Origin of the sequence: Falsirhodobacter algicola (assembly GCF_018279165.1) — a bacterium.
GTDB classification, from domain to species: Bacteria; Pseudomonadota; Alphaproteobacteria; order Rhodobacterales; family Rhodobacteraceae; genus Falsirhodobacter; species Falsirhodobacter algicola.
Genome location: NZ_CP047289.1, coordinates 322,570 through 349,381, shown reverse-complemented (window position 1 = coordinate 349,381; position 26,812 = coordinate 322,570). Strand labels below are relative to the sequence as shown.

Here is a 26,812-nt window from a genome sequence, read left to right as displayed (position 1 = left end):
CGTCACTGCGCGGCGACCTGCCCGCGGGCATAGACATCCTCGTAGCGGATGATGTCGTCCTCGCCCAGATAGCCGCCGGTCTGCACCTCGATCAGGACCATGGGCAGCTTGCCCACGTTCTCCATCCGGTGCACGGCGCCGAGGGGGACATAGACGGACTGGTTCTCGCTCACCAGTTTCACCTCGTCGCCGATGGTCACGCGGGCGGTGCCCTCCACGACGATCCAATGTTCGGCCCGGTGGTGATGGCTCTGCAGGCTGAGCGAGGCACCCGGATGCACCACGATCCGCTTCACCTGAAAACGCGGCCCCTGCACGAGGCTGTCGAACCAGCCCCAGGGGCGGTGATCGCGGGGGAAGGAGGTCGCCTGCCGCGCCTTGCGCGCGCGCAGCGCGGTCACCGCCTGCCCCACCTCGTCGGCGCGGGCGCGGTCGGCCACCAGCACGGCGTCCGGCATCGCCACCACGATCACATCCCGCAGGCCAAGGCCCACCACCTCCAGCGCGGGGTTGTCCGACCGCAGCAGCGTGTCGTCGCAATCGAGCGCCGTCGCCGCGCCCGAGGTGGCGACGCCGCGCGCGTCGCAGGCGCTTTCGCGCCACACCGCGTCCCAGCCGCCCAGATCGGACCAACCCGCCGTGAAGGGCAGCACCGACAGATTGTCCGCCTTCTCCATCACGGCATAATCGAGGGAGATGTTCTCCGCCCGCGCCCAAGCCGCCGGATCGAGCCGGATCGCACCGAGATCGGAGGCGGCGTTCGACAGCGCCTCGGCGATGGGGGGGATCATGGCCGGGGCATGGCGGCGGAACGCTTCCAGCACCGCCGCGGCAGAGGCCAGCACGATGCCCGCATTCCACAGGAACCCGCCGCCCGCCACCATCACCGCCGCCGTCGCGGCGTCCGGCTTTTCGACGAAGCGGCGCAGCGGTTGCACCCCTTCGGCCGCAGGATCGCTGAGTTCGAGATAGCCGTAGCCCGTCGCCGCATGGGTCGGACGGATGCCGATATTCACGAGCCGGCCCGAGGCGGCGGCCGGAACGGCGGCGGCGATCGCCTCTTGGAAGGCGCGGGTGTCGGGGATGGCGTGATCCGAGGGGGCGATCAGCATCAGCCCCTCCGGGTCGGTCTGGGCCAGCATCAGGGCGGCGGCCAGCACGGCAGGGGCGGTGTTGCGCGGCTCCGGCTCCAGCAGGATCGGGCCGGGGGTGATGCCGATGGCGGCCAGCTGCTCGGCCACGATGAAGCGGAAATCGCCATGGGTGACGATCAGCGGGGCGGCGAAGCCCGGCCCCGTCATCCGCAACGCCGCCGACTGGAACAGCGTGTCCGGGCCCAGAAGCGCGGCGAACTGCTTGGGATAGGTGCGGCGCGACAGCGGCCACAGGCGTGTGCCCGAACCGCCGCACAGAAGAACCGGGGTGATCATGGTTGGTGATCCTTGTGCTGCCCGCATCGCGCGGGGATGTGCCTTCGCCCATCCGCGAGGCGGCGGGCCTGCCGCCATTCTGGCCGCGCGCCCCCGTACGTCCATTGCGGCAATGGGCGAGTGGGCGGGGAATAAGGCCATGCCCCCCATTCCACCGATGGGCGATGCCCCGGCACAAACGGTCAGTGAACTGCGCAGGATCAGCGGCTTTCGGCGGCGACCTTTGCCCCTTTCCGCCCGAACGGCCAAATTCACGCCGCGCGGCGGTGCTTCTAGGCTTTGGGAAATGCCATGCCGGAGGATCGACATGCCCGCCCCGACGCCTGCCGAACTGCCGCCTGCCCCGACCGGGTCCACCAATGTGCTGGGCGTGCGCGTGGCCGCGCTGACCCTGCGCGGCGCGGCGCAGCGCATTCTGGCCGAGGTGCGGGCCCGCCGGAAGGGCCATGTCTGCGTGACGGGCGTGCATGGCGTGATCGAATGCCGCGCGGACCCCGATCTGGGCGCGATCCACAACCGCGCAGTGCTGACGGTGCCGGATGGGATGCCCCTCGTCTGGGCGCTGCACCGAGACGGCTTTCCTTGGGCAGAGCGGATCTACGGCCCCGATCTGATGCTGGCCGTGCTGGATCAGAGCCAAGGCACCGGCATCGGCCATTACCTCTACGGCACCACGCCCGAGGTTCTGTCCCGCCTCGAACGCCGCCTGCAGCAGCGTTTCCCGCGCCTGCGCTTCGTGGGCAGCTACTCGCCGCCCTTCCGCGCGCTGACGGACGCCGAAGAGGATGCCATCGCCGCCCGCATCAATGCCAGCGGCGCGGGGATCGTCTGGGTCGGGCTCAGCACGCCCAAACAGGAACGCTGGATGGCGCGGATGCGCGACCGGCTGGACGCGCCGATCCTGATCGGTGTCGGCGCCGCCTTCGATTTCCACGCCGGGCTGAAGCCGCAGGCCCCGCCGCGTTTGCAGCGCGCGGGCCTCGAATGGGCCTTCCGCCTTGCGACAGAGCCGCGCCGCCTGTGGCGCCGCTATGCCCGCATCGTGCCGTCCTTCCTTGCCCTGCACGCCTTGCAGCGCAGCGGTTGGCGCAGCTTTCCGTTCCACGGCGATGCGTCCCCTTCCCCCACTCAGCAGGAGCGAACGATGACGCCGATCGAACTCACCACCCCGCCGCCGTCCGACCTGCGGGGGAGCGGCTCATGATCCCGCGCAACGATCTGCCGCTGCCCACCGCCGTCGCGCTGCCGCATCCGGCGGCGATGCGGGGCGCGGGGCTTCCGCTGCGCGCGATCGGGCTGGTGCTGGCCGATGCGGCCGCGCTTTGGGCGGCCTTCGCGGTCGCCACGCTGATCGTTCCGGCCGCCGCCCCGCGCGCGGGGATGTTCGCGGTGGCGGGCGCGCTGATCATCGCGATGCGCGCCGGGGCGGGCCTGCTGCCCGGCCGCGGCCTGCACCCGCACGAGGTGATGCGCCGCAGCCTCTTTGCCACGCTGGCGGCGGGGCTCGTGCTGGGCGTCGCGCTGCTGGGGGTGGACCGCGATCCGGCGCTGGCGGCGGCGCTGGCGCTGTTCGTCGCGCTGGCGCTGCCGCTGCAACATGCGGCGCGGCTGGCCGCCCGCCGCCTTCTGCACGCGCTGCGTCTGTGGGGGGCGCCGGTGCACATCATGGCCGCCCCGGAACTTCTGCCCCGCATCGACGATTTCTTCCGCCGCAACTGGCAATACGGGCTGATCCCCACCGCCGCCTCGGTCGCGCCGATCGTGCTGGTGACGGATGCGGGCGTGACGCAGGATCAGGGCCACGGCCTGCACGATCGTTACCGCGAGGTGATCCTTTTGGCCGATATGCCGCAGATGCGCATCGCGGGCCTGCGCCCGGCCGATGTCGGCGGCACGATCGGCCTGCGCCTTGCCCGCCCGCAACCGGCGCGGGGCGACGCGGTGCTGAAACGCCTGTGCGATCTGGCGGTGGCGGTGCCGATGCTGATGCTGGCCGCGCCGATCATCGCGCTGGCGGCGGCGGCGATCTGGATCGCCGATCCCGGCCCCGTCTTCTACAGCCAAGCGCGCGAGGGCCGCGACCGCCGCCCGCTGCGCGTGCTGAAGCTGCGGACCATGTACCGCGACGCCGAACGCATCCTGCAGGACGTGCTGCAGAACGATCCGGCCGCCCGCGCCGAATGGGCCGCCCATTTCAAACTGAAGAAGGATCCGCGCATCCTGCCCGTCGTCGGCAACCTTCTGCGCGCCACCAGCTGCGACGAGCTTCCGCAGCTGTGGAACGTCATCACCGGCGGGATGAGCCTCGTCGGCCCCCGTCCCTTCCCCGAATACCACCTCGCGGCCATGCGCCCCGAGTTCCGCCGCAAACGCTGCACCGTGCCGCCCGGCATCACCGGCCTGTGGCAGATCTCCAACCGCAGCGACGCCGACATCGACCAGCAGCAGCAGCTTGATGAGTTCTACATCGACAACCGCTCCTTCTGGCTCGACCTCTCGATCCTTCTGCGGACGGTTCCGGCCGTTCTGCTTCGTCGCGGCGCGTATTGACGCCGCCCTTCCCCAGACAGCGCGAAAAAGGTCCAGATCCATGTTCCGAACCAAACGCATCCTCGTGACCGGCGGCGCCGGTTTCCTCGGCTCGTTCCTGTGCGAAAGCCTGCTGGCCGATGGCCACGAGGTCATCTGCCTCGACAACTTCCACACCGGCGCCCGCGCCAACCTGCAGCACCTGCTGCACAACCCCCGGTTCGAGATCATGCGCCACGACGTGACGCTGCCGATCCATGCCGAGGTGGACGAGATCTTCAACCTCGCCTGCCCCGCCAGCCCCGTCCACTACCAGACGGACCCGGTGCAGACGGTGAAGACGAACGTGCATGGCGCGATCAACGTCCTCGATCTGGCCCGCCGCCTGAAGGTGAAGGTGTTCCAAGCCTCCACCTCCGAAGTGTACGGCGATCCGGCGATCCATCCGCAGGTCGAAAGCTATTGGGGCAACGTGAACCCCATCGGCTACCGCGCCTGCTATGACGAAGGCAAACGCTGCGCCGAAACGCTGTTCTTCGATTTCCACCGCCAATACGGCGTGGACATCCGCGTGGCGCGCATCTTCAACACCTATGGCCCGCGGATGTTGCCCGATGACGGGCGGGTGGTGTCGAACTTCATCGTGCAGGCGCTGCGCGGCGCGCCGATCACCATCTATGGCGAAGGGCAGCAGACGCGCTCCTTCTGCTATGTGGACGATCTGATCCGCGGCTTCCGTGCGCTGATGGATGCGCCCGAAGGCGTGCTCTTGCCGGTGAACCTCGGCAACCCGGCCGAATTCACGATCCGCCAACTGGCCGATCTGGTGATCGAGATGACCGGCTCCTCCAGCCGCATCGTGCACCGCCCGCTGCCCCAGGACGATCCGACGCAGCGCCGCCCCGACATCACCCGCGCCGCCGAGCAACTGGGCTGGCAGCCGCTGATCCCGCTGCGCGAAGGGCTGACCCGCACCATCGCCTATTTCGACGAAAAGCTGACGGCCGGCACGCCCATGCGCTTCATGCCGGTGCCGCTGCGCGCGGTGCATGTCGCTGCAGGTGGGGGGGCGATGTGAGGCTCCTCGTCTTTGCGCACCGGCTGGAACTGGGCGGGACGCAGACCAATGCGATCGAACTGGCGGCCGCCTTGCGCGACCGCCACGATTTCGAGGTGCTGTTCCACGCCACCCCCGGCCCGATGGAGGATCTGGTCCATGCCAAGGGCCTGCGCTTCCTTCCGGCGGCGGATGCGCGGCTGCATCCCTCGCTCTCGCGCATCCGCCTTCTGCGCGATGTCGTGCGGCGGGAACGGCCGGACCTGATCCACGCATGGGACTGGTGGCAGGGGATCGAGGCCTATTGCGGGGTGCATCTGCCGATGAACGTGCCGCTGATCATCAGCGACATGATGATGTCGCTGACGCGCCTTCTGCCCCGCCAGATCCCGACCACCTTCGGCTTCGAGGCGCTGCAGCAGCAGGCCGAGCGCGAGGGCTGGCGTGCCGCCAGCCTCTTGCCGCCGCCGGTCGATCTGCACGCCAACCGCCCGGGCCGCCCCGCCCGCGCCGAGGCCCGCGCCGCCCTCGGCATCGAGGAGGGGGAGATCGCGATCGTCAGCGTCTCGCGGCTGGCGCATGTGATGAAATCCGAAAGCCTGATCCGCGCCATCGACGCGATGCGCCGTCTGGCGCCGCGCCTGCCGCTGAAGCTGGTGATCGTCGGCGACGGGATGGCGCGGGCCGAATTGCAACAGCGCGCCGCTTCGGTGAACGAGGCGGTGGGCCGCCCCGCCATCGTGCTGACCGGCGGGATGACCGATCCGCGCCCGGCCTACGAGGCGGCGGATATCGTGCTCGGCATGGGCGGTTCGGCGCTGCGGGGCATGGCCTATGCCAAGCCCGTGGTCATCACCGGCGCGCAGGGCTTTGCCCGCATCTTCGCCCCCGACAGCGCCCATCTGTTCCAGCAGAACGGCATGTACGGCGTCGGCGGCACCCCCGAGGCGACGGCGACGGCGCTGCTGCACCTTGCCACCGACCCGGATCTGCGCACCCGCCTCGGCGCGTTCGGCCGCAGCTATGTCGAGCAGCATCACGCCCTCGACATGCTCGCCGATCGGTTCGCGGCGCTGTGCCACGCGGCGGTGGATGGCTGCCCGGCGCAGCCCTCGCTTCAGGATGCCGCCCGTTCGGCGATGATCTACCTGCGCGAACGGCGCTTCCGCAACGCCTCGCGCGATCGCACGATCGCCCCCCGCCCCTGACATCCGCCTGCGAAAGGGCCGCCCCCGATGCTGCACATCCGCCGTTCCCTGGCCTTCTCCGTCATCGACAAGGTGACGGGGGTCGTCCTGTCGATCCTGACGATGGCCGTCGTCTCGCGGCTTCTGGCCCCGGCCGAGGTGGGGGTGTTCATGATCGGCAGCAGCATCGTCATCCTGATCGAGGCGCTGCGCGATTTCGGCGTCTCGGCCTGTCTGGTTCAGGCGCGGGAGCTGACGCCGCATCTGGTGCGCACGGCGATGACGGTGATGGCGATTCTGTCGCTCGTGCTGGGTACGGTGATCTGGTGGGCGGCGATCCCGCTGGCGCAGTTCTACGACAGCGCCGAATTGACGGGGATCGTCCATGTCGCGGTGCTGGCCTTTCTGGCGGCGCCGGTGGCGAACCCGCTTCTGGCTTTGTTGCGGCGCGAGATGGCCTTTGGCCGCGTCGCGCTGATCGGCATGGCGGCGGGGCTGACGAACACGGCGCTGTCGGTCGGGCTGGCACTGGCGGGGTTCGGGGCGTTCGCGCTGATCTGGGCCTCGGTCGCGGCGGCGTTCGTCACGGCGGCGGGCGCGGTGCTGGCGCATGGCGGGCTGCCGCCGCTGCGCCCCTCGCTGCGCGAATGGCGTCAGGTGGTGCCGTTCGGGGCGTGGTCCAGCATCATCACGCTGCTGGGCATGCTGCTCGACAGTCTGCCGCGCCTCATTCTGGGCCGGATGCTGGGGCTGGATGCGGCGGGCCTCTTCACGCGGGCGGTCGCGCTGAATCAATTGCCCGAGCGGCTGTTCCTGAATGCCGTGCAGCCGGTGGTCCTGCCGGCGATGGCCGCCCGCTTGCGCGCGGGCGAGGCGATCGCCGCCCCATGGTTGATGGGCATCGCGCTGATCACGGCGCTGCAATGGCCGGTGCTGATGATGATCGCGCTGCTGGCGGCGCCGATCGTCGGCATCCTTCTGGGCGGCGGCTGGACCGAGGTGACGCCGATCCTGCGGATCGTCGCGCTGTCGTCGATCTGCCTGTTCCCGCAATACCTCGCCTTCCCGGTGCTGGTCGCGGCGGGGCGCGTGCGGGAAATGGCGCTGGCGAGCCTGTTCACCGTGCCGGTATCGGGGGGGATCCTGCTTGTGGCCTCCGTATTCGGGCTGCAGGCGGTGGCGGCGGCGCTGATCCTGACGGGGGCGCTGCAATCGACGGTGGCGCTGGCGCTGACATGGCGCTGCGTGCGCTTTGCGTGGCGCGACCTCGGCACGACCTTGGGGCAAAGCGCGCTGGTGACGCTGGCGGCGGTGCTGCCGGCGGCGGGGGTGATGGCGGTGGCCGGCCGGGGGCTTGCGCCCGGGCCGGGGATCGCGGCCATCGCGACCGTCGCGGCGATGGTGGGCTGGCGGTGCGCGCTGCGCCTGATGGCGCATCCGCTGGACGCGCAGCTGGACCGTATCACGGCGCGGCTGCGTCCGGCATCCGGGGCCGACGCGATCTGATCTCGCGGCGGCCGAAGGTAAGGGGGCTGTCGCTCAGCGGCGGGGCGCGGCGTCGGCGTGGCCGATCAGCGCGTTGAGGCGCAGCGCCGCCTGCGTCCGGTTCGTCGCTTTCACCTTGCGCATGATGTTGCGGATATGGACCTTCACCGTGCTTTCGCACAGGTTCAGCTCATAGGCGATGGTCTTGTTCGCCGCCCCGCGCTGCAGCGCACGCGCCACGGCCAATTGGCGATCGGTGAAGTGATCCTCCTGATCGGGGGCGCGGTCGGCGCTCGTGGTCAGCGCCTCGCTGAGCGAGACGAGGCTGTTGCGCGGCATGAAGATCCCGCCCGACTGCGCCACGCGGATCGCCTCCACCACATCGGTGAACTGCCCATCGGGAGAGATGAACCCCGCCGCCCCGCTGGTCAGCACGGCCAGCATCGTCGCCACCTCGCGGCTGTCGGACAGCACGATCACGGGATGGGGGCGCGCCGCTTCGACGATGGCGGCCATTTCGGCGGCCGTATCCTCGTTCAGCATGGAACGCGTTCCAAGGTTATAGAGCACGACCTCTTCGGTTTCGGTCCGGGATTCGATCCAGCCGTCGATCGTCGCATGGCCCACGACCGCCGCACCGGCGCGATAGGCTTCGAGACAGCGCACGAAGCATTCACGCTCCAGCGGCCGTGCGTCGATCACCGCGACCGAGGGCAAGGGCTTGGCCATCCAGCTCGGGTCGATGGGGCCGCTGGCGGCGAAGGGGAACAGCCCCAAAGACGTGTCCCCGATTTCAGCTACAGCACGCATGACATATCCTCGTCACTCATAAGCGGCCCCGAAACATGGCCGCACCGTTACACGCCCCTGAAACGGGCGTCCGCGGGAAATCCGCGAGTTTGAACAACTACTTCTTCTGGCGAACAGGGTCCGACCGAACGGCCGTGCCCTTGCTTCGCATCGGTTGCTTCGGGCCATTCTGGCCGGGATCGTCAACCGCCCTCATGATCTACATCAAATATGAATGTCTCGGATATGATCGAGATTAGGAAGGTGCACCTGATCCTACAACTTTCTTGGTGAATTAACTTCTCCTTAAGGTGAGATCGGCGATTTTGCGCGGTTCGGCTGGCCGGATTGGCAGCGATTCGCCGATGGTCGATCTGCCGCCGCCGACTCGGCCGCGCTAAGATCGCGCAGGTCTGGGGGAGAGGGACGATGCCCATACGCGAACGCCTGTTGCTGCTCGGCTTTTCCGGGAACGCGCTGGAGATCTTCGAGCATCTTGAGGAACGCTTCGATCTGGAGGCGATTCTAGACGACAACCCCGCGCTGGAGGGCCAAGTCTTCGAGGGCGTGCCGATCCTGCCCATGGCGCGGCTGGCCGATTTCCCCGCCGCGCGGGTGCTGATGACGATCGGTTCGCGCCGCAGCGTCGGGCAGCGGGCGGGCATCCTCGCCCGTTTGGGCCTGACGCCCGAACGGTTCGTGACGGTGGTGCATCCGAAGGCCCATGTGTCGCGCTTTGCGCGGCTGGGACATGGGGTGGTGATCTATCCCGGCGCGGTCGTCACCTCGAATGCGGTGATCGGCAATCATGTGATGATTCTGCCCCAGAGCGTCGTCCATCACGACGTGACGGTGGGCGATCACAGCCTGATCGGCGCCAGCGTGACCGTGGCGGGCAACTGCCGCATCGGGCAGGCCTGCTATATCGGCAGCGCGAGTTCGCTGCGCGAAGGGACGGAGATCGGGGATGGGGCCGTGATCGGCATGGCCGCGAATGTCCTGCGGACGGTGGCGGCGGGCACGGTGGTGGCCGGAAACCCGGCGCGGGTGCTGCCGGGGCGGGAGTGATCCCGCCCCGGAGCGCAGGCCCTCAGGCGATGGCGCGCAGCGCGCCGGGCATGCCGGCCGCGACCGCCCCCGCCAGCGCCGCCACGACGGCCTCCATCTGATCGGTCGTCATCTGCGCGAACAGCGGCAGAAGCACCGTCTGATCGCGCGCCGATTCGGATCGGGGCAGCGGATGGCGCAGCGGGATGTCGGCGCAGGCCGGCTCCAGATGCATGCACATGATGCCCCGGCGCGTCGCCACGCCTTGTTCCAGCATGTGCTGCATCACCGCCCGCTGATCCAGCGCGGGATCGAGCCGCACGGCAAAGCTTTGCCAGTTGGACCGCGCCCAGACCGGCTCCCATGGCAGCAGCACGCCGTCCATATCCGCCAGACGTTCGGCATAGGCCTCCGCCAGCGCCCGGCGCGCCGCGACGATGCCCGGCAGGCGCAAAAGCTGCTGACGCCCCACCGCCGCCTGAATGTCGGTCATGCGGTAGTTGTAGCCGGGAACGGGATAGCCTTCGAAGACGACATCGCGGCTGGCATGGCGCTGCGTGTCGGATACGGACATGCCGTGCTGACGCCACAGGCGGAAACGCGCGTCGATCTCCGGATCGTCGGTGGTCAGCATCCCGCCCTCGCCGGTGGTGATCACCTTGCGCGGATGGAACGAGAAGCAGGTGACATCGCCGATCGGACGGCCGATGGGCTGCCACTCCCCCTCCAGCCGGATGTCCGAGCCGATGGCGCAGGCGGCATCCTCCACCACGCGCAGGCCATGCGCGCGGGCGATGCGCAGGATCGCCACCATGTCGCAGGGCATGCCGATCTGATGCACGACGAGGATGGCGCGGGTGGCGGGGGTGATCGCGGCCTCGATCAGGGCGGGGTCGATGTTGTAGCCGCCCTCCTCGATATCGACGAAGACCGGGATGCCGCCGCATTGGCGGATCGCGTTGGCCCCGGCGATGAAGGAATGGCTGACGGTGATCACCTCGTCCCCCGGCCCGACGCCGACGCCCATCAGCGCCAGATGCAGGGCCGTGGTGCAGTTGGACACCGCGCAGGCATAGGCCGCCCCGGTCAGGGCGGTGAAGTCCTTTTCGAAGGCGGCGACGGTCGGCCCTTGGGACACCCATCCCGACAGGACGGCGGCGCGGGCGGCATCCGCCTCCTCCTCGCCCAGCAAAGGCATCGCGATCGGGATCATTCCGCGACCTCCGCCACCGGCAGGCGCGCCTCGGCCTGCCACCAGTCGATCAGATCGCGCAGGCCCTGTTCGGGCGTGATGCGCGCGTCGAAGCCCAGCGCCTCATGGGCGGCGCGGGTGCAGGCCAGACGCCGCGGCACCGGGTTCACCGCGCGTTCGGCGGCATGGACCGGCACCAGATCCGGGCGGCCCATCCCCTGCGCCAGCAACCCCGCCAGCCCCAGAAGCGAGGTTTCGGTCCCCGCTCCCACGTTGAACACGCGGTCGCTGACGGCGGCCTTGGCCGCAAGCACGTTGGCCCGCGCCACATCGCGCACGTCGATCATGTCCATCGTCTGAAGGCCGTCGCCGAAGACGATCGGCGGCTCGCCCCGGGCGATGCGTTCCATCCAGCGGACCATTACCTCGGTGTACCGGCCATGCAGGTCCATCCGCGGGCCATAGACGTTGAAATAGCGCAGCGCGACGTAGTTCAGGCCGTACATGTCGTTGAACGACCGCAGCAGCCCCTCGCCCCAGCTCTTGGCCGCGCCGTAGAGGGTGCGGTTGTCGTAGGGCGGCTCGTCCTCGGTCGTGGGGAAGGATTTGGCCATGCCGTAGATCGAGGCGGAGGAGGCATAGACCACCCGCTCCACCTTGTGGGCGACGCATTGGCGCAGCAGATCGTAGGTGGCCTGCACCATCACCTGCATGGCGGCATCGGGTTCGGCGGCGCAATGGGTGATGCGCAGCGCCGCCTGATGGAAGACGATGTCGGCATCGGCCACGAGGCCGTCCATCAGGGCGGCATCGCGGATGTCGCCTTCGATCAGGCGCAGGCGCGGATCGGGGCGCGCGGCGGCGAGGTTTTCGGGACGGCCGCGCACCATGTTGTCGACCACCGTGACGAGGCCGCAGTCTTCGCGCAGCAGCGCGTCCACGATGTGCGAGCCGACGAAACCGCTGCCGCCGGTGATGAGGATGCGCTTGCCGCGCAGGGACGTGGGGGTGGACATGGGACCTCTCAGGCGGTGGCGGCGATGGGAACGGCGGCGAAGAGGTTCACCGTGTCGATGACGGTGGCGACCTGTTCGGGCGACATATGCGGATGGATCGGCAGCGAGAGCGTGGTGTCGGCATAGGCCTCGGCGATGGGGAAGGCCCCGCGCTGATAGCCCAAGCTGGCATAGCCCGGCTGCAGATGGACGGGGCGCGGGTAATGGATGTTCGTCGGAACGCCCGCGCCTTCCAGCTTGGCGCGCAGCGCGTCGCGCACCGGGCTGCGGATGGCATAGACATGGCAGACGTGATCCGCGCCGAACGGACCGGCCGCGCGGGCGATGTCGGGGGAGAGCCCCGCCTCGTAGGCGTTGGCGACGGCGCGGCGCGCCTCGGTCCAGCGGTCCAGATGCGGCAGCTTCACGCCCAGCACGGCGCCCTGCACCGCATCCATGCGGTAGTTGTAGCCGAGCATGACATGGTTGTAGCGCCCCTCCTGCCCCCAATCGCGCAGGCAGCGCAGGCGGGCGGCCAGCGCGTCGTCATCGGTGATGACCGCCCCGCCTTCGCCGCAGGCCCCGAGGTTCTTGCCGGGATAGAAGCTGAAACAGCCCATCGCGCCGAAGGTGCCGGCGATCTTGCCGCGCCGCGCGCCATGGGCCTGCGCGGCATCCTCGATCAGTATGAGGCCATGCGCCTCGGCGATGTCGCACAGGGCGGACATATCGGCCAGACGGCCATGCAGGTGCACCGGCATGATGGCGCGGGTGCGCGGCGTGATGGCGGCGGCCACCTGTCGCGGGTCGATGTTCCAAGTGGCGGGGTCGATATCCACCAGCACCGGCGTCGCCCCGGCATAGAGGATCGCGGCCACCGTCGCCACGAAGGTCGTGGGCGTGGTGATCACCTCGTCGCCCGGCCCGATGCCGGCGGCCAAGAGCGCCATATGCAGCGCCGAGGTGCCGGAGCTGACGGCGATCGCGTGCTTGGCCCCGCAATAGCGGGCAAAGCCCTCCTCGAACCGTTCGACCGGCGCGCCGAGGACATAGGTGCCGCTGCGCATGGCGGCGAGGACGGCCTCCTCCATCGCCGGGCCGATCTGCTGATACTGCGTCCGCAGGTCGAGAAACTGGATCATGATGCCTCCTTCAGGGTGACAAGGTCGATGGGGAAACCGCGCATCCGGGTGGACCGGCTGGCGGCCTCCAGCATCTCCACCACGCGCAGGCCGCTGGCGCCGTCGGTCAGGGGGGTGGCGCCGGTTTCGATGCAGCGCAGGAACTCTTCGGTTTCGGTCACGAGCGCCTCGCGCGCCGAGAGGGCGGGGGCGCGCATCTCGCCCAGACGGTAGGAGACCATGCGCTCATAGGGATCGGTGCCATGCTCGGCGCCGCGGTCGTAGATCTTGACCTTCTCGCTCGTCTGCATGTCGTCGTAGATGACCATCTTGCGGCTGCCGCCGATCAGCGTCTGGCGGATCTTCACCGGGGCCAGCCAGTTCACGTTCAGATGCGCCATCGCGCCGTCGTCGTAATAGACCGACAGATGGGCCATGTTCTCCGGGCTGCCGTTCAGAAAGCCCGCCGCGCTGGCGGAGATGGCGACGGGGCGGGCTTTGATCAGCCGCTCCATGATGGCGAAATCATGCACCGCCAGATCCCAGATCACGTTCACATCGCGCTGGAACAGCCCGAGATTCACGCGCGTGGAGTCGTAATAGTAGAGATCGCCGATCTCCCCCGTCTCGATCAGGCCCGCGATCGCTTGCACCGCGCCGGTATAGACGAAGGTGTGATCGACCATCAGGATCAGGCGGCGGCGGGCCGCCTCCTCGATCAGCATGCGGGCGCGGTCGGCGGTTTCGGCCATCGGCTTTTCGACCAGCACATGCTTGCCGGCGCGCAGCGCGGCCATCGCCAGATCGAAATGCGTGCTGACCGGGGTTGCGATCATCACCGCATCCACGGCCGGATCGGCGATCATCTCCGCGATCGAGGGGGTCAGCCGCGCCGCCGGATGCGCCCGGCCCGCCCGCTCGCGCGCCGGGGGGGACATATCGGCGATCATCTCCACCCGCGCGTTCGGCATGACCGCCACGGCGCGCGCAAGGTTGGGACCCCAGTAGCCATAACCGGCAAGGCCAATTCGGATCATGTCGTCGCCTCGGTCTGCTTATGTGTGACGTTTCGAATGGGTGTGGTGTCGCGGACATCGCCGACGACCCGCGCCGGAACCCCCACGACGATGGCGAAATCGGGCACGTCGCGCGTGACGACCGCACCGGCCCCGACAAGGGCGCCTTCGCCGATGGTGATGCCGCACAGGATCGTCGCGTTGGACCCGATGGCCGCGCCCTGCCGCACCAGCGTCGGCATCAGCACCCAGTCGTCGGCACCCTTCAGCGTGCCGTCGAGGTTGATGCTGGCGGGCATCCGGTCGTTGGTGAACATCACGCCATGGCCGACGAAGACGCCGTCCTCCAGCGTGACGCCTTCGCAGAGGAACGCATGGGACGACACCTTGCAGCGCGCGCCGACACCGCAGCCGCGCTGGATCTCCACGAAGGGTCCGACGCTGGATTGCGGGCCCAGTCGGCAACCGTAGAGGTTGACGAGATCCGGGCATGGGATCCGCACGTCCGGCGCGATGTCGCAGTCGATGATGGGCATGCCTGCCTCCTGGCATATTGAGTTGCGGGACGAAGCCCGCGACGCCTTGCAGGCTACCGCGCCGGCGCGGGGACGCTACGGGGCTTTAGGGCGAAGCCGTGGGTGCGCACGGCATCCCAAAGGCGGGCGGCGGACGGCCCGCGGCGATGCCCGCCTGCGCTTTCGGCCGGGGGCCTATCCGTTCGGAGAAGGGGGTCGGAAGTTCGGCGAAGCCGCCCCCTCCCCCATGGGGCGATGGGGGTGGCGGCGCAGGGGCGCCGGGCGCGGCCCGACCCGCCAAACCCCTGGCCCTGCGGGGGAAAAACGCAGCGGCGGATTTCTGCCGTTTCCGCACCGCGCGGCAAGTCATAGGACCTCTGCGCGATAGCGCCTAATTCAAATCAGTTTCCTATAGGGCAAACTGCGCTATTCTGTCGCGCGGAAGGAGTGAACGACCGCGATCCAAGGCGCCATGATCCAGCCCGCAAAGGTCCTGCACGTCCCTGTCGGGCGTTCCGGATGCTAAGCGGTATGCCGCCGCGGAGCCGTCGAGCGATATATTTTATTCAATATGTAAATAGATTCCGTAGGGCCGCTGCCCCTTCTGAAAAGATTTTTGAGTGTTTTGCCCGCAAGGGTCGTGTGACGAGTTATTGTTCAGGAGTGCCGATGTTCGTGAGTGCCAAAAAGCCGTTTCTGATGAAGATGCAGACGATGCTGTCGCTCGATCCGGTCGAACTAGCCGAGATCGAGCGTTTGAAGCGCAAAGTCGTGCAGATGGAACCGGGCGATGCCATCATCTTCGAGGGTCAAAGGGAGCGGTGCGGTTATCTGCTGCTTTCGGGTTGGGCTTGCTCGATCCGCCACCTGAAGAACGGCAGCGGCCAGATCATCGACTTCCGGATTCCGGGCGATCTGATCGGCGTGACCGAACTGCTGCTGCAACAGTCCGAGCAGTGCTACGAGGCCGTCACCCATGTGGAACTGTGCGAGATCACGATGGAGGATCTCTTGGGCACCGTGGCGCGTGCGCCGCGCGTGGCGACCGCCATCCTCTGGGCCATCGCGCGGGACGGTGCCCTTCTGACCGAACATCTCGTCAATCTGGGCCGCCGCAACCCGCAGGCCCGCACCGCCCATATGCTGCTGGAGCTGAGCGATCGGCTGTCCTATGTCGGCCTTGGCAATGCCGACGAATATCACTGCCCGCTGTCGCAATATCTTCTGGCCGACGCGCTCGGCCTGACGGCGGTGCACCTGAACCGCGTTCTGCGCCAACTGCGCGAGGATGGGCTGGTCAGCTTCCGCCGCAACCTCGTGACGATCCACGACCGCGCCCGCATGATGGAATTCGCCGGCTACCATCCCGGCTATCTCGATCAGGAGGAGGCGGACCGGAATTCGCCGCTGCGCCGTCTTGTCCTTGCCGGCGAACGGGTGAACCCCGATGCCGCCGCCAACCGACCCGCCGCGCTGCGACCCACGGCCCATTCGTTGAAGTGAAGACCCTGCCCACGCCTTCCGCATGACAGAGGAGAGATCATGCACGACGTTCACGCAGCCGTCACGACCCCCACGCCCACCTTCACGCCCGAGATGCAGAGGATGCGCAGCGGGGGATATTCCATCGAACGCGGTGTCCTGACCGCGGCCGAGATCGACGAGTTGAAACGCGCCGTGCAGGCCCATTTCCGCACCAAGGGCCGGACGCAATATGGCGGACGCATCCAGTTGCGCGGCCTTCATGCCGTGCCCGAAGTGTCGCGGGTGCTCTTGTCGGATGCGATCATCGAGGTGATGCGTCGCCACACGCCGGACGGCCATGTGCTGCTGACGGGCGAATGCGATCTGATGATGAACACCACGTCCGGCTGGCACAAGGATGTGACCTCGGACATGCGGATGGGCAATGCCATCTTCGCCGACCCCGATTTCGCCGTCTACAAGCTGGCGATCTATCTGCAGGATCAGGACGAAGGTTCCATCGCGGCGTTCCGCGTGCGCCCAGGCACCCAGCGCATGGCCGATGGGGACGCCGTACCCGCCGAGCGGCTGGAGACGCAGGCCGGCGATGTGGTCGTGTTCGATGTGCGGATGGACCATGCCGGCCAGCCGCCGAACCTGATGACGCGGATGCTGCGTCGCCAACTGGGCCTGATCGCCCCGCCGCTGGGCCTTGATCAGGAACGGATGCTGACGGGGATCCGCGCGCGCCTGCCCGGTCCGGACCGTCTGGCGGTGTTCATGACCTTCGGGCCGGACACGCCCGCCACCCGCGCCTATGCGGCGGCGGGCCAGCACCGGCACGGCCCCGCCCCCGCACCCCTCTCGGCGGGCGCAGAGGCGGCGCTGCACCGCCCCGGCCTTGCGATGATCCCGGTGAACTGATCACGGGTTCGGCGCGCCTCAGGGACGCGCCGGGCCTGCGCCGCGGGAACCCAGATCCCCCCCATCCGGCCCCGCGCCGACGGCGGGCGATCCGGGGCGCAGACGAAAATCGCCATCCTCGGGGGCGAGGAACAACGGATCGAGGCCGTTCAACCCCGCCTCGAACCGCGCGCCGTTCCATGTCACGACGCTGTCCGCGCCGGGGGTGCCGGCGAAGCCCAGATTATGCGTCACCACGGCCCCCGGCCCGGCAAGGCTGAAGGCCGAATTGTGCCGGTTCACCGCCGGATCGGCCACGGCGATGTTGCCGCTGACCACCGCATGGGCTGAGGTGCCGGTGATCGTGATCTCCCCCCGCTCCTGCCCGTCATTGCGGGGGTCGAGGTTGTTGTGCCACGCGGTGTTGCCGCGCAGGGTGACGTTGTCGCTCATGAAGACCTGAATGCCCTTGCCGCCGTTGCGATAGGTCAGGTTATTCTCCACCAGCGTCGGGAAATCGTAGGGGGGATGGCCGGTGCCCTCGTTGCGCAGCCAGTCGATGATGATGCCGTTGCCATCGGTGTGGTTGCCGGGAACGTCCCGCTCCATATTGTCATGGGCGATGTTGCCCCGCACGATGGTGCGAAAGCCCGGCGTCGTCCGATCCCCCGAGATGTTGATGTTCGAGGCGACGGAGATGCCGCTGGTCTGATAATCGTTCGTCGCGGCATTGCCATAGACGAGGTTGTTCTCGATCAGCTGAAATTCGGTCAGGTAGAACGAGATGCCGCTGCCGCCGCTGTCATGGGCGATGCTGTTGCGGACGGTGATGTGATGCACCTCTTCGGCGTCGATCGCATGGCCGGTGCCGCCCACCACGTCCAACCCATCAAGGACGACATGATCGGCCCGCACCGTCACCGTGCTGTAGGTGCCGGGCGGGGGGCGGATATGGGCGGCGGCGGGGGGATCGGCCCGCAGGGTGACGGGGGCCTGCGCATCGCCCCCGGCGCGGATCTCCACCTGCTCTTGATAGGTGCCGGGGCCAAGGGTCACGACATCGCCCGGATGCAGGTCCGACACGGCGCGGCCGATGCTGCGCCACGGGGCGGCGGCGGTGCCTGCCGCGCCATCGTCGCCATCCGGCGCGACATGGTATTCCGCCCCGAGCGCCGTCCCCGCCCAAAGCAGCGCCAGAAGCGAGAGGACCTCAGGCCGCATGACTTACCCCAACGTTCGGGGCATAGAAGCGGGAAACCATGTCGGCGATGCGCGCCTCGTCGGAAAAGCGGGCGGCGCGGGCATAGGCGCCCTCGCGCAGCGCTTCCATCCGCCCCGGCGCATCCAGCATCGCGCCGATGGCATCGGCCAACCGATCGTGCAACGCATCTGCCGGAACGTCGGCGGGCACCACCGCGCCGCAGCTGGCATCCACCGCCACCCCCGGCCCGCCAAGATTGAGGCAGACCACCGGCAGGCCATGGGCCAGCGCCTCGCCGATCACATGCGGGCCGGAATCGTGCAGGCTGGGAAAGACGAAGATGTCCTGCGCGGCATAGAGCGCCGTCATCCGATCATGCGGCACACGGCCCACGAAACGCGCGGCATCGCCCAGCCCCAGATCGTCGGCGCAGCGGCGCAGATACGCCTCGTCCGGGCCACCCCCGGCCAGCGTCAGCACCGCGCCGGGCCGACTGCGCCGCAGCCGCGCCAGCGCGCCCAGCGCGAATTGCGCGCCCTTCCACGCCTCCATCCGTCCGGCGAACAACAGGCGCGGGGCCTGCGGGTCGGTCGCGCGCGCGATCCGACGCACCGGCGGGGCATAGATGTCGGCCAGCACGGTCGTCTTGTCGTGCCAGCGGGCGGGAATGTGGCGGCGGGTCGCCTCATCCGTGACCAGAATACTGTCGGCGCGGCGCAGACAGGCCCGCACGGTCGGGTCCATCCGGCCCCAGCGGTTGATGACATCGCGCAGCCCCTCGCGCCGCCGCGCCGCCAGCGGAAGCGCGGGGCGCAGCGCGGCGGGGGCCACCTCCCCCCCGCCGACGGGGCCAAAGACGAAGCGCGGCCCCAGCCCCCCAAGGAACGAGGGCCAGCGCAGCACCGTCCATGTCAGATGATGGATCACGTCGAAGTTCTGCTGCGCCAGCAGGCGGCGCACCGCAGGCCGCGCCGTCATCTGCCATGCCATGTAATGCTGGCGGATATGGCGCGCATCCTCGTATCCCGGACCGCGCCAGCCGAGCACGTCATGCCAGACGAAACGAAGGTTCGGGGGGATGTCCGCATGACGCTCGATCGCGGCGCGATGATGCGATCCGCAGGTCAGCACCGTTACGTCGCAGCCATGCCGGGCCAGACCTTCGGCAAAGCGCCAGCCCTTGCCGGTTTCCGAACCACCGCCGGGTTCGCATGCATATGCGGACAGAAGGATTTTCATGCCCGCACCTTCGCCCGGAACCGTGCGGCGCGACAGTTGCGCTTTGGGTGCAGGCGCGGTGATCTTATGGGCAAGCCACCAGCCGCGCCTCGGCCTGTCGCAGATCGGCGGGGGTGTTGATGTTGAAGAACGGATCGGGTTCGGCGGGCGGCAGGATCAGCATCCCGCCCCCCAGCAGCGCCGACACCTGCCGCACCCGCCGCAGCCCGTCCCCCAAGGCCGCCCGAAGATCGGACGCGACGGCGACGGGCCAAAGGCCGAAGGTCGGATGCGGATCGTCCCCCGCCTGCACCAAGAGCGGCGCATCGGCCCGCTGCGGCAGATGCCGGGCCAGATCGGCGGGGAAAAAGGGCGTGTCCACGGCCACGGTCAACACATGGCTTGCGCCCGTTTGTTGCGCATGAACCAGCCCGGCAAGGATGCCGCCAAGGGGGCCGGGCCGGTCCGGGGTTTCGTCCGGCAGCACCGGCAGGCCGAAGCGCGCGAAACGCGCCGGATCGCCGTTCGCGCTGATGGCGATGGCGGGCACCTGCGGCGCCAGCCGTGCCAGAACATGATCCAGAAGCGTGCGGCCCCCCAGCGGCAGCAGGGCCTTGTCCGCGCCATCCATGCGCGCGCCCTGCCCCCCCGCCAGCACGAGGCCGCAGGGCTGGATCACGCCTCGGGCTCCAGACGGACCGGCGCGCCCTTGTAGGCCGGCGTCTTGGAGGCCAGATCGTGCAGTTCCAGCGGCACCAGCGCGTTCGCTTCGGGGTAATAGGCGGCAACACATCCCATCGGCAGATCATAGGCGATGATCCGCAGCCCGCCAAGCCGACGCTCCATCCCATCGTCATAGGTGGAGACGAGCGTCACCGTCTGCCCTTCGCTCAGCCCCGCGCCCGCAATCTCCGCCGGGGCCATCAGCACCACCATCCGGTCGGTGTCGAGGCCCCGCAGACGGTCGCGGAAACCATAGATCGTGGTGTTGAACTGATCGTTCGATCGCAGCGTGACGAGGGTATAGACCCCGTCGCCCGGCTTGATGCCAAGGGCGCTTGCGCCTTGGGGGGTCGTGAACTCCGCCTTGCCGGTCTCCGTCTTCCAATCCCGGTCGCGGGCCGAGTTGCCGCGATAGAAGCCGCCCGGTTGGAACATGCGGTCGTTGAAGTCGTGGAATTGATCGGGATAGGTCTCGGCGATCAGATCGCGCACAAGGCCGTAATCGCCCACCCAATCATCCCAGCGCACCTTGGGGTTCGGGTCCAGCGTCGCCTTGGCCAGCCCCGCCACGATGGCCGGTTCCGACAGAAGATGCGGCGATGCCGGACGCCGCCGCCCGATGGAGCCGTGGATATGGCTCAGGCTGTCCTCCATCGTGACGGCTTGCGGGCCGGTGGCCTGAACGTCTTCCTCCCCGCGCACGAGGCAGGGCAAGAGCCATGTGTTGTCCCCCACCAGCGTATGCGAGCGGTTGAGGCGGGTCGCGATCTGCACGTTCAGCTCCAGCTTCGACCATGCGGGATCGGCGCGGTCCTGATCCGGGATCGCCCGCGCGAAATTGCCGCCGAGGCTGAGGAACGCCTTGATGCTGCCATCCAGAACGCCCTGCACCACATCGACCGTGGTCGTGCCGCGATCGCGCGGCGGCTCGAAATCGAACATCTCCGCCAGCTTGTCGAGCGGTACGAGTTCGGGCTTGTCGGCGATGCCCACCGTGCGCTGCCCCTGCACGTTGGAATGGCCGCGCACCGGGCAGATGCCCGCGCCTTCGCGCCCCATATTGCCCCGCATCAGCAGAAGGTTCACCAGCATCCCGATGGAATCCGAGCCGTGCACATGCTGCGTCAGGCCCATCCCGTAGATGCCGATCACGCGCTCGCTGCGGGCATACATCTCCGCCACTTCGATCAGATCGGCGCGGGTCAGGCCGGAAACCTCCTCGATCTCCTGCCAGCCGAGGGCGCGGGCCCATGCGGTGAAATCGTCGAAGCCGTGGCAATGTTCGGCCACGAAGGCATGATCGATCACGCCGCCCCGATCCTCCTCCAGATGCAGCAGATGCTTGATCATGCCGGCGATGGCGGCGATGTCGCCGCCCGGCTTCACCTGAAGATAGAGGTCGGAAATCTTGGTGCCGCGCCCGGTGATCATCTCGGTCGGGCTTTGCGGGTTCGCAAATTCGATCAGGCCGCGTTCGCGCACCGGGTTGAACGTCACGACCTTGCAGCCGCGCTTCACCGCCTCTTGCAGCGGATGCAGCAGGCGGGGGCTGTTGGTGCCGGTGTTCTGACCGAAGAACAGGATCATGTCGCAGCTCTCGAAATCCTCGAGGATGCAGGTGCCGACGGGCGATCCGATCTTCTGCTTCAGCGCCACGCTGGTCGTCTCGTGGCACATGTTGGAACTGTCGGGCAGGTTGTTGTGCCCATAAAGGCGCGCATAGAGCGCCCACATATAGGATGTCTCGAGGCTGGCCCGCCCCGAGGCGTAGAACACCGTCGATTTCGGATCGAGCTTGCGCAGGCTGGCCCCGATGGCGCGGAACGCCTCCTCCCACGTCGTTTCGACGTAGCGGTCGGTCGCGGCGTCGAAGCGCATGGGATGGGTCAGGCGGCCCAGCATCTCCAGATCGTAATCGCGCCACATGCGCAATTCGGACACGGTGTGGCGGGCCAATTGGTCGGGGCCGCAGCGCAGCAGCGTGTGGTCCCAGATGGTGGCCTTCGCGCCGTTCTCGCAGAACTCCGCCAGATGCGGCGAGGCCGGTTTCGCCCATGCGCAGGAGGTGCACATATGGCCCTTCGGCTTGTTCTGCTTCATCAGCGTTTCGAGAACGCCCGCCCGCGGCTTATCTTCCCCGAGATGACGTGCGACGCTGATGAGGGACCCCCATCCCCCCGTCGGCCGGTCGTAATGGGGGGTGTCGGGGTTCTGCTCGCGTTCGGCATCTGTCACTTGGCATCTCCTTCGGACTGCGCGGCCGCCGGGCGCTGCTGGGGATCGCCGTCCCTGCCATGCGTCATCGGACCGGTCGGGACGAAACGTCGCAGGCGGCGGATGGTTCCCCTCAGGATGTCAGACGGTGCAGATGCGTGAAGGCGGTGTGATCGTCGCCCCGCGCAAGGCCGATCAGCGTGATGCCCAGCCGGTCCGCCAGATCGACCGCCTGCGCCGTCGGGGCCGACACCGCGACCAGAACCGGCATGTTCATCGCCGCCACCTTCTGAACCAGATCGACCGATACGCGGCTCGTCATCAGAACCACCCCCGGCCCGGGCGCGGCCACGAGGCAGGCGCCCGCCAGCTTGTCGAGGGCGTTGTGCCGGCCCACATCCTCGCGCACGGCGATCATGCCCTGCCCCGGCACCCAAAGGCCCGCCGCATGCACGGCGCGGGTCGCATCGTGCAGCGGCTGATGGGCGCGCAGGGCACCGATGGCGCGGCGCACCTCATCCGCGCTCAGCCGCAGGTCCGAGGTTACGGGCGGCATGTCGCGCAGCGCCTGATCCAGCGAATCGATGCCGCAGAGGCCGCAGCCCACCGGCCCCGTCATGCTGCGCCGCCGCTGGGCCAGACGCGCCCCCACGCCGGGGGCCAGCCAGATGCGCAGATCGATGCCGCGCGGCACCTCCACCGGTTCGATCGAGGCGATTTCCTCGGGGGTGGCGATGCCTTCGGTCAGGGAAAAGCCGCGCGCGAAATCGTGCAGGTCGTTCGGCGTCGCCATCATCACCGCCTGCGTGGAGGCGTCGTAGCTGATGGCGACCGCGATCTCCTCGGGCAGGAGGCGGCCGGCGACGGGTGTCGCGCCGGCGGGGGTGGGTGCGGTATCTGTGGGCATGAGGCTCCTCCGCCCGATCAGTGTAGGCGGAGGGCGCGGCGGGTCAATCGGCGTTCGCCTCGGCGCGGCTCTTGCCCGCCACGTCCTGCGCCAGCGTCGCCGCCATGAATCGGTCCAGATCGCCGTCCAGAACGCCCTGCGTGTCCGAGGTTTCCACCGAGGTGCGCAGGTCCTTCACCATCTGATAGGGTTGCAGCACATAGGAGCGGATCTGGTTGCCCCAGCCTGCATCGCCCTTCGCCTCGTGCTGGGCGTTGATCGCGGCGTTCCGGCGATCCAGCTCCATCTGATAGAGGCGCGATTTCAGCGCAGCCATGGCGTTGGCGCGGTTCTGGTGCTGCGACTTTTCCGAACTGGTGACGACGATGCCCGTGGGAAGGTGGGTGATCCGCACCGCCGAATCGGTGGTGTTGACGTGCTGCCCGCCCGCACCGGACGAGCGGTACGTGTCGATCCGGATCTCGTTGTCCGGCACCGTGATTTCGATATTCTCGTCCACGACCGGATAGACCCAGACCGAAGAGAAGGACGTGTGCCGCCGCGCCGCGGAATCGTAGGGCGAGATGCGGACCAGCCGATGCACGCCCGATTCCGATTTCAGCCAACCATAGGCGTTCATCCCGCTGATCTTGTAGGACACGGATTTGATCCCCGCCTCCTCGCCTTCGGAGATGGCCTGCGTCTCGACCTTGTAGCCCTTCTTCTCGGCCCAGCGCACATACATGCGCGCCAGCATGGAGGCCCAATCGCAGCTTTCCGTGCCGCCCGCACCGGCGTTGATCTCGAGGAAGGTGTCGTTGCTGTCGGCCTCGCCGTCCAGCAGCGCCTCCAGCTCCTTGGCTTGGGCCAGCGTCACCAGCTCGCGGATCGCGTTCTCGGCCTCGGCGACGATCTCCTGATCGCCCTCGGCCTCGCCCAGTTCGATCAGCTCCACATTGTCGCGCAGACCGCTGTCGATCAACTCGAAGGTGGAGATCTGGTCCATCAGCGCCTGCCGGTCGCGCATCAGCTTCTGCGCTTTGGCCGGATCGTTCCAGATGTCCCCCGCCTCGATCATGGCGTTGAACTCCTCCAGCCGGTGTCCGGCCGTCTCACGGTCCATCCGCTGGGCCAGAAGCTCCAGCGATTTCTGGATCGTGTCGGCGTGGTGCTGGATCTCGGTGCGCATGAATATCCTCAACGAACGTCAGGGGGACGTGATAGCGGCAGACGGCCGGGGCGGCAAGCGGGCCTAGTACAGCCCGCCGGAACTGAGAGTGCCGAAGCTGGCATTGTCGCGCGGGATCTCCCGCTGCTCGCCGCTGGAGGTGGTGACGGTCGTCGTCTCTTCGGTCTCGCCCTCGCTGAACAGGGGAAGGTTCTCGCCCATGGCAAAGCCGCCGTCGATCGCCGCGCCGAACACCGGCTCGATCCCGTCGCGGAAATATTCCGAGATGATGTTCGGGCCCGTCGCATCCTGCGGCACGCGCGCGCCGGTGAAACGGTCGATCTTCATGAAGTAGCCGCCGGGCGGCACCTTGAAGTCCGACCCGCCCAGCTTGGCTACGGCCTTTTCCATGAACTCTTGGAAGACCGGCACGCACAGCGTGCCGCCATAGGCCGACCGACCGAGCGAGCGCGGCTGGTCATACCCCATGTAGCAGCCCGCCACGATGTTGGAGGTATAGCCGATGAACCACACGTCCTTGGCGTCGTTGGTTGTCCCGGTCTTGCCCGCGACCGGCACCGGCAGGTGCACGCCCGTGCCCGAACCGCGCAGGATCACGCCCTGCATCATGGAGGTCAGCTGATAGGCGGTGATCGGGTCCATCACCTGTTCGTTATGCGCGACGATCTGCGGCTCCGCCCCTGCCGGCAGCGTGGCGGCGGTGCAATCGGTGCAATCGCGCTGATCGTGGCGATAGATGGTGCGGCCGAAGCGGTCCTGCACCCGGTCTACCAGCGTCGGTTCCACCCGCTGCCCGCCATTGGCGAACATCGCATAGGCGGTGACCATCTTCATCAGCGTGGTTTCCTGCGCGCCGAGGGCGTTGGCAAGGAACGGACGCATCGGCGAATAGACCCCGAAGCGTTCGGCATAGCCCGCCACCGTGTCCATCCCGATTTCCTGCGCAAGGCGCACGGTCATCAGGTTGCGCGACTGTTCGATGCCGATGCGCATAGGCGTCGGGCCGTAATAGCGTCCGGAGGAGTTCTGCGGCGTCCACAGCCCCTGCGGGGTGTTCACCTCGATCGGGGCGTCCACGACGATGGTGGCGGGGGTCATCCCGCGATCCAAGGCGGCGGCATAGACGAAGGGTTTGAACGACGATCCCGGCTGACGCATCGCCTGCGTCGCGCGGTTGAAGGTGCTGTCCTGATAGGAGAAGCCGCCCTGCATCGCCAGAACGCGCCCGGTGGTCACGTCCATCGCCATGAACCCGCCCTGCGCCTCGGGCACCTGACGCAGCGACCATTGATCGCCGTCGGGGCGGACGAGGACGATGTCGCCCACCGATACCAGATCGGAGGCGGCCTTGGCCCGCGGGCCGAGCTTGCCATCCGAACCCAGCTTGCGCGCCCATGTCACGTCGCTTGCCGGAACGGTGCCCGGCTCATCGACGCCCTCGATGCCGATCTTGGCCGACGATCCGGCCTCCAGCACCACGGCGGCGTGCCAGCCGGGAATGTCGCGCGGCACCGGCGTCTGGGCCAGCGCCTCGCGCCAATCGTCCATCCGGTCGGCGGGGATCGTCTTGCGCAGGCCGCGCCACACGCCCTTGGACCGATCGAGCTTTTCGAGGCCCTCGCGCAGCGCGGCGGCGGCGGCGTCCTGCAGTTCGGGATCGACCGTGGCGCGCACCGTCAGACCGCCGCTGAAGAACTGCTCCTCGCCGAAGCTGGCGGAGAGTTGGCGGCGGATCTCGTCGGTGAAATAATCGCGCGGCGGCAGCGTTTCGCGGAAGGGTTCGTAATCGCCGTTCTGCACCGATTTCAGGGGCGAGGCGATGGCCGCATCCGCTGCGGCCGCGTCGATATATCCGTTGTCGCGCATCTCGCGCAGCACATAGTTGCGCCGCGCGGTCAGGTGGTCCTTGTCCGTCACGGGCGAGCGGCTGGGTGCCTGCGGCATGGCGGCAAGGAAGGCCGCCTCCGCCGGGTTCAGCTCCGACAGCGTCTTGTTGAAATAGGTCAGCGCCGCCGCCGCCACCCCGTAGGAGTTCCGGCCGAGGAAGATCTCGTTCAGGTAGAGTTCCAGCACCTTGTCCTTGGACAGCGAGGAATCGAGCCGCGAGGCAAGGATGATCTCCTTGATCTTGCGCTCCGCCGTCCGGTCCGAGGACAGAAGGAAGTTCTTGGCCACCTGCTGCGTGATCGTGGAGGCGCCGCGCACCACCCGGCCGCGCGTCTGCACCGCCTCCACCGCGGCGGCGATCATGCCGCGCGGGTCATAGCCGTGATGGATGTAGAAGTTCTTGTCCTCGGCCGAAATGAAGGCCTGCTTCACGAGATCGGGGATCTCCTCGGCGGGAACGAAGATGCGGCGTTCCTGCGCGAATTCGTCGATCATCCGGCCGTCGTTGTTGTAGATGCGGCTGATGGTCGGCGGGGTGTATTGCGCAAGGCTCTCATGGCTGGGCAGATCGCGCGAATACATCCAGAACACACCCCCGATCGCCAGCGCCGTGAAGACGAGACCCAGCGTAAGCAGCGTGAAGATCGCCCCGAAGACGGAGCCGATGAACCTGAACAATTGGAAGCCCTCGGGATGCGTGCAGGCGCATCATATACGCCGCCCCGCCCCCGAGGTCAAAAGCTGAACCGCCGCCTTGCGTGACG

21 protein-coding genes and 2 pseudogenes are annotated in these 26,812 nt (G+C 68.1%); 8 read left to right on the top strand and 15 right to left on the bottom strand.

Annotated elements, in window-relative coordinates; all coding sequences use genetic code 11:
* Nucleotides 1–2: 2 nt before the first annotated feature.
* Nucleotides 3–1,430, bottom strand: a complete 1,428-nt coding sequence (locus tag GR316_RS01785) for a mannose-1-phosphate guanylyltransferase/mannose-6-phosphate isomerase (RefSeq protein ID WP_211784364.1) — start codon at nucleotides 1,428–1,430, stop codon at nucleotides 3–5.
* A gap of 307 nt (nucleotides 1,431–1,737) precedes the next feature.
* Here GR316_RS01785 and GR316_RS01780 point away from each other — a divergent pair, with 307 nt between their 5' ends.
* Genes GR316_RS01780 through GR316_RS01760 form a run of 5 tightly spaced genes read left to right on the top strand, consistent with a single transcriptional unit; the run spans nucleotide 1,738 to nucleotide 7,709 of the window.
* Nucleotides 1,738–2,634, top strand: a complete 897-nt coding sequence (locus tag GR316_RS01780; protein ID WP_211784363.1) for a WecB/TagA/CpsF family glycosyltransferase — start codon at nucleotides 1,738–1,740, stop codon at nucleotides 2,632–2,634.
* Nucleotides 2,631–3,980, top strand: coding sequence for a sugar transferase (locus tag GR316_RS01775; RefSeq protein WP_211784362.1), 1,350 nt, complete (start codon nucleotides 2,631–2,633; stop codon nucleotides 3,978–3,980). The genes GR316_RS01780 and GR316_RS01775 overlap by 4 nt, the downstream gene beginning before the upstream one ends.
* A 40-nt stretch (nucleotides 3,981–4,020) precedes the next feature.
* Complete coding sequence (locus GR316_RS01770; protein ID WP_211784361.1) at nucleotides 4,021–5,037, top strand: UDP-glucuronic acid decarboxylase family protein; 1,017 nt, start codon at nucleotides 4,021–4,023, stop codon at nucleotides 5,035–5,037.
* The gene (locus GR316_RS01765; RefSeq protein WP_211784360.1) at nucleotides 5,034–6,224 is read left to right on the top strand and encodes a glycosyltransferase family 4 protein; all 1,191 of its coding nucleotides are present in this window, start codon (nucleotides 5,034–5,036) and stop codon (nucleotides 6,222–6,224) included. The genes GR316_RS01770 and GR316_RS01765 overlap by 4 nt, the downstream gene beginning before the upstream one ends.
* 27 nt (nucleotides 6,225–6,251) lie before the next feature.
* Nucleotides 6,252–7,709, top strand: a complete 1,458-nt coding sequence (locus GR316_RS01760; protein WP_211784359.1) for an oligosaccharide flippase family protein — start codon at nucleotides 6,252–6,254, stop codon at nucleotides 7,707–7,709.
* A gap of 33 nt (nucleotides 7,710–7,742) precedes the next feature.
* On the opposite strand, the gene GR316_RS01755 is transcribed toward GR316_RS01760, so the two are convergent.
* Nucleotides 7,743–8,498 carry a response regulator transcription factor gene (locus GR316_RS01755; RefSeq protein ID WP_211784358.1) on the bottom strand — a complete coding sequence of 252 codons (756 nt, stop codon included), beginning with the start codon at nucleotides 8,496–8,498 and terminating at the stop codon, nucleotides 7,743–7,745.
* A 408-nt stretch (nucleotides 8,499–8,906) separates the two neighbouring features.
* Between GR316_RS01755 and GR316_RS01750 the strand changes: the two genes are divergently transcribed.
* Nucleotides 8,907–9,545: a NeuD/PglB/VioB family sugar acetyltransferase gene (locus GR316_RS01750; RefSeq protein WP_211784357.1), complete on the top strand. Its 639-nt coding sequence runs from the start codon at nucleotides 8,907–8,909 to the stop codon at nucleotides 9,543–9,545.
* 22 nt (nucleotides 9,546–9,567) lie between these two features.
* On the opposite strand, the gene GR316_RS01745 is transcribed toward GR316_RS01750, so the two are convergent.
* The 6 genes and pseudogenes from GR316_RS01745 to GR316_RS13915 form a co-directional block, all read right to left on the bottom strand.
* Nucleotides 9,568–10,737 (bottom strand): DegT/DnrJ/EryC1/StrS family aminotransferase, encoded by a 1,170-nt coding sequence (locus GR316_RS01745; RefSeq protein ID WP_211784356.1) that lies wholly within the window; start codon nucleotides 10,735–10,737, stop codon nucleotides 9,568–9,570.
* The gene (locus GR316_RS01740; protein ID WP_211784355.1) at nucleotides 10,734–11,732 is read right to left on the bottom strand and encodes an NAD-dependent epimerase/dehydratase family protein; all 999 of its coding nucleotides are present in this window, start codon (nucleotides 11,730–11,732) and stop codon (nucleotides 10,734–10,736) included. The genes GR316_RS01745 and GR316_RS01740 overlap by 4 nt, the downstream gene beginning before the upstream one ends.
* An 8-nt stretch (nucleotides 11,733–11,740) precedes the next feature.
* Nucleotides 11,741–12,853: a DegT/DnrJ/EryC1/StrS family aminotransferase gene (locus GR316_RS01735; protein WP_211784354.1), complete on the bottom strand. Its 1,113-nt coding sequence runs from the start codon at nucleotides 12,851–12,853 to the stop codon at nucleotides 11,741–11,743.
* Entirely contained in the window at nucleotides 12,850–13,869 is a 1,020-nt protein-coding gene (locus GR316_RS01730; RefSeq protein WP_211784353.1) for a Gfo/Idh/MocA family protein, read from the bottom strand. Before GR316_RS01730 ends, GR316_RS01735 begins: the two co-directional genes overlap by 4 nt.
* 65 nt (nucleotides 13,870–13,934) lie before the next feature.
* Nucleotides 13,935–14,030: pseudogene (locus GR316_RS13920) on the bottom strand (N-acetyltransferase); the annotation flags it as partial.
* A pseudogene (locus tag GR316_RS13915) lies at nucleotides 14,028–14,090 on the bottom strand (hypothetical protein); the annotation flags it as partial. The pseudogenes GR316_RS13915 and GR316_RS13920, both read right to left, overlap by 3 nt.
* 972 nt (nucleotides 14,091–15,062) lie before the next feature.
* Between GR316_RS13915 and GR316_RS01720 the strand changes: the two are divergent.
* Together GR316_RS01720 and GR316_RS01715 are read left to right on the top strand one after the other, a co-directional pair.
* On the top strand, nucleotides 15,063–15,866 hold the full coding sequence (locus tag GR316_RS01720; RefSeq protein WP_211784351.1) for a Crp/Fnr family transcriptional regulator: 804 nt from the start codon (nucleotides 15,063–15,065) through the stop codon (nucleotides 15,864–15,866).
* A 39-nt stretch (nucleotides 15,867–15,905) separates the two neighbouring features.
* A complete protein-coding gene (locus GR316_RS01715) occupies nucleotides 15,906–16,751 on the top strand; it encodes a phytanoyl-CoA dioxygenase family protein (protein ID WP_211784350.1) in 846 nt (281 codons plus the stop codon).
* Between the two features lie 18 nt (nucleotides 16,752–16,769).
* Here GR316_RS01715 and GR316_RS01710 read toward each other — a convergent pair whose 3' ends face one another.
* From GR316_RS01710 to GR316_RS01680, 7 genes are all read right to left on the bottom strand, one after another.
* On the bottom strand, nucleotides 16,770–17,951 hold the full coding sequence (locus GR316_RS01710) for a DUF1565 domain-containing protein (RefSeq protein ID WP_211784349.1): 1,182 nt from the start codon (nucleotides 17,949–17,951) through the stop codon (nucleotides 16,770–16,772).
* The gene (locus GR316_RS01705; protein WP_211784348.1) at nucleotides 17,941–19,170 is read right to left on the bottom strand and encodes a glycosyltransferase family 4 protein; all 1,230 of its coding nucleotides are present in this window, start codon (nucleotides 19,168–19,170) and stop codon (nucleotides 17,941–17,943) included. The genes GR316_RS01710 and GR316_RS01705 overlap by 11 nt, the downstream gene beginning before the upstream one ends.
* Before the next feature lie 64 nt (nucleotides 19,171–19,234).
* Nucleotides 19,235–19,828: a molybdenum cofactor guanylyltransferase MobA gene (gene mobA / locus GR316_RS01700; protein WP_211784347.1), complete on the bottom strand. Its 594-nt coding sequence runs from the start codon at nucleotides 19,826–19,828 to the stop codon at nucleotides 19,235–19,237.
* The gene (locus tag GR316_RS01695; protein ID WP_211784346.1) at nucleotides 19,825–22,107 is read right to left on the bottom strand and encodes an FdhF/YdeP family oxidoreductase; all 2,283 of its coding nucleotides are present in this window, start codon (nucleotides 22,105–22,107) and stop codon (nucleotides 19,825–19,827) included. Before GR316_RS01695 ends, mobA begins: the two co-directional genes overlap by 4 nt.
* A gap of 112 nt (nucleotides 22,108–22,219) precedes the next feature.
* Nucleotides 22,220–22,993, bottom strand: coding sequence for a formate dehydrogenase accessory sulfurtransferase FdhD (gene fdhD, locus GR316_RS01690; RefSeq protein WP_211784345.1), 774 nt, complete (start codon nucleotides 22,991–22,993; stop codon nucleotides 22,220–22,222).
* 43 nt (nucleotides 22,994–23,036) lie between these two features.
* On the bottom strand, nucleotides 23,037–24,161 hold the full coding sequence (gene prfB, locus GR316_RS01685; protein ID WP_211784344.1) for a peptide chain release factor 2: 1,125 nt from the start codon (nucleotides 24,159–24,161) through the stop codon (nucleotides 23,037–23,039).
* A gap of 63 nt (nucleotides 24,162–24,224) precedes the next feature.
* Nucleotides 24,225–26,726: a penicillin-binding protein 1A gene (locus GR316_RS01680; RefSeq protein ID WP_211784343.1), complete on the bottom strand. Its 2,502-nt coding sequence runs from the start codon at nucleotides 26,724–26,726 to the stop codon at nucleotides 24,225–24,227.
* Between the last annotated feature and the right edge of the window lie 86 nt (nucleotides 26,727–26,812).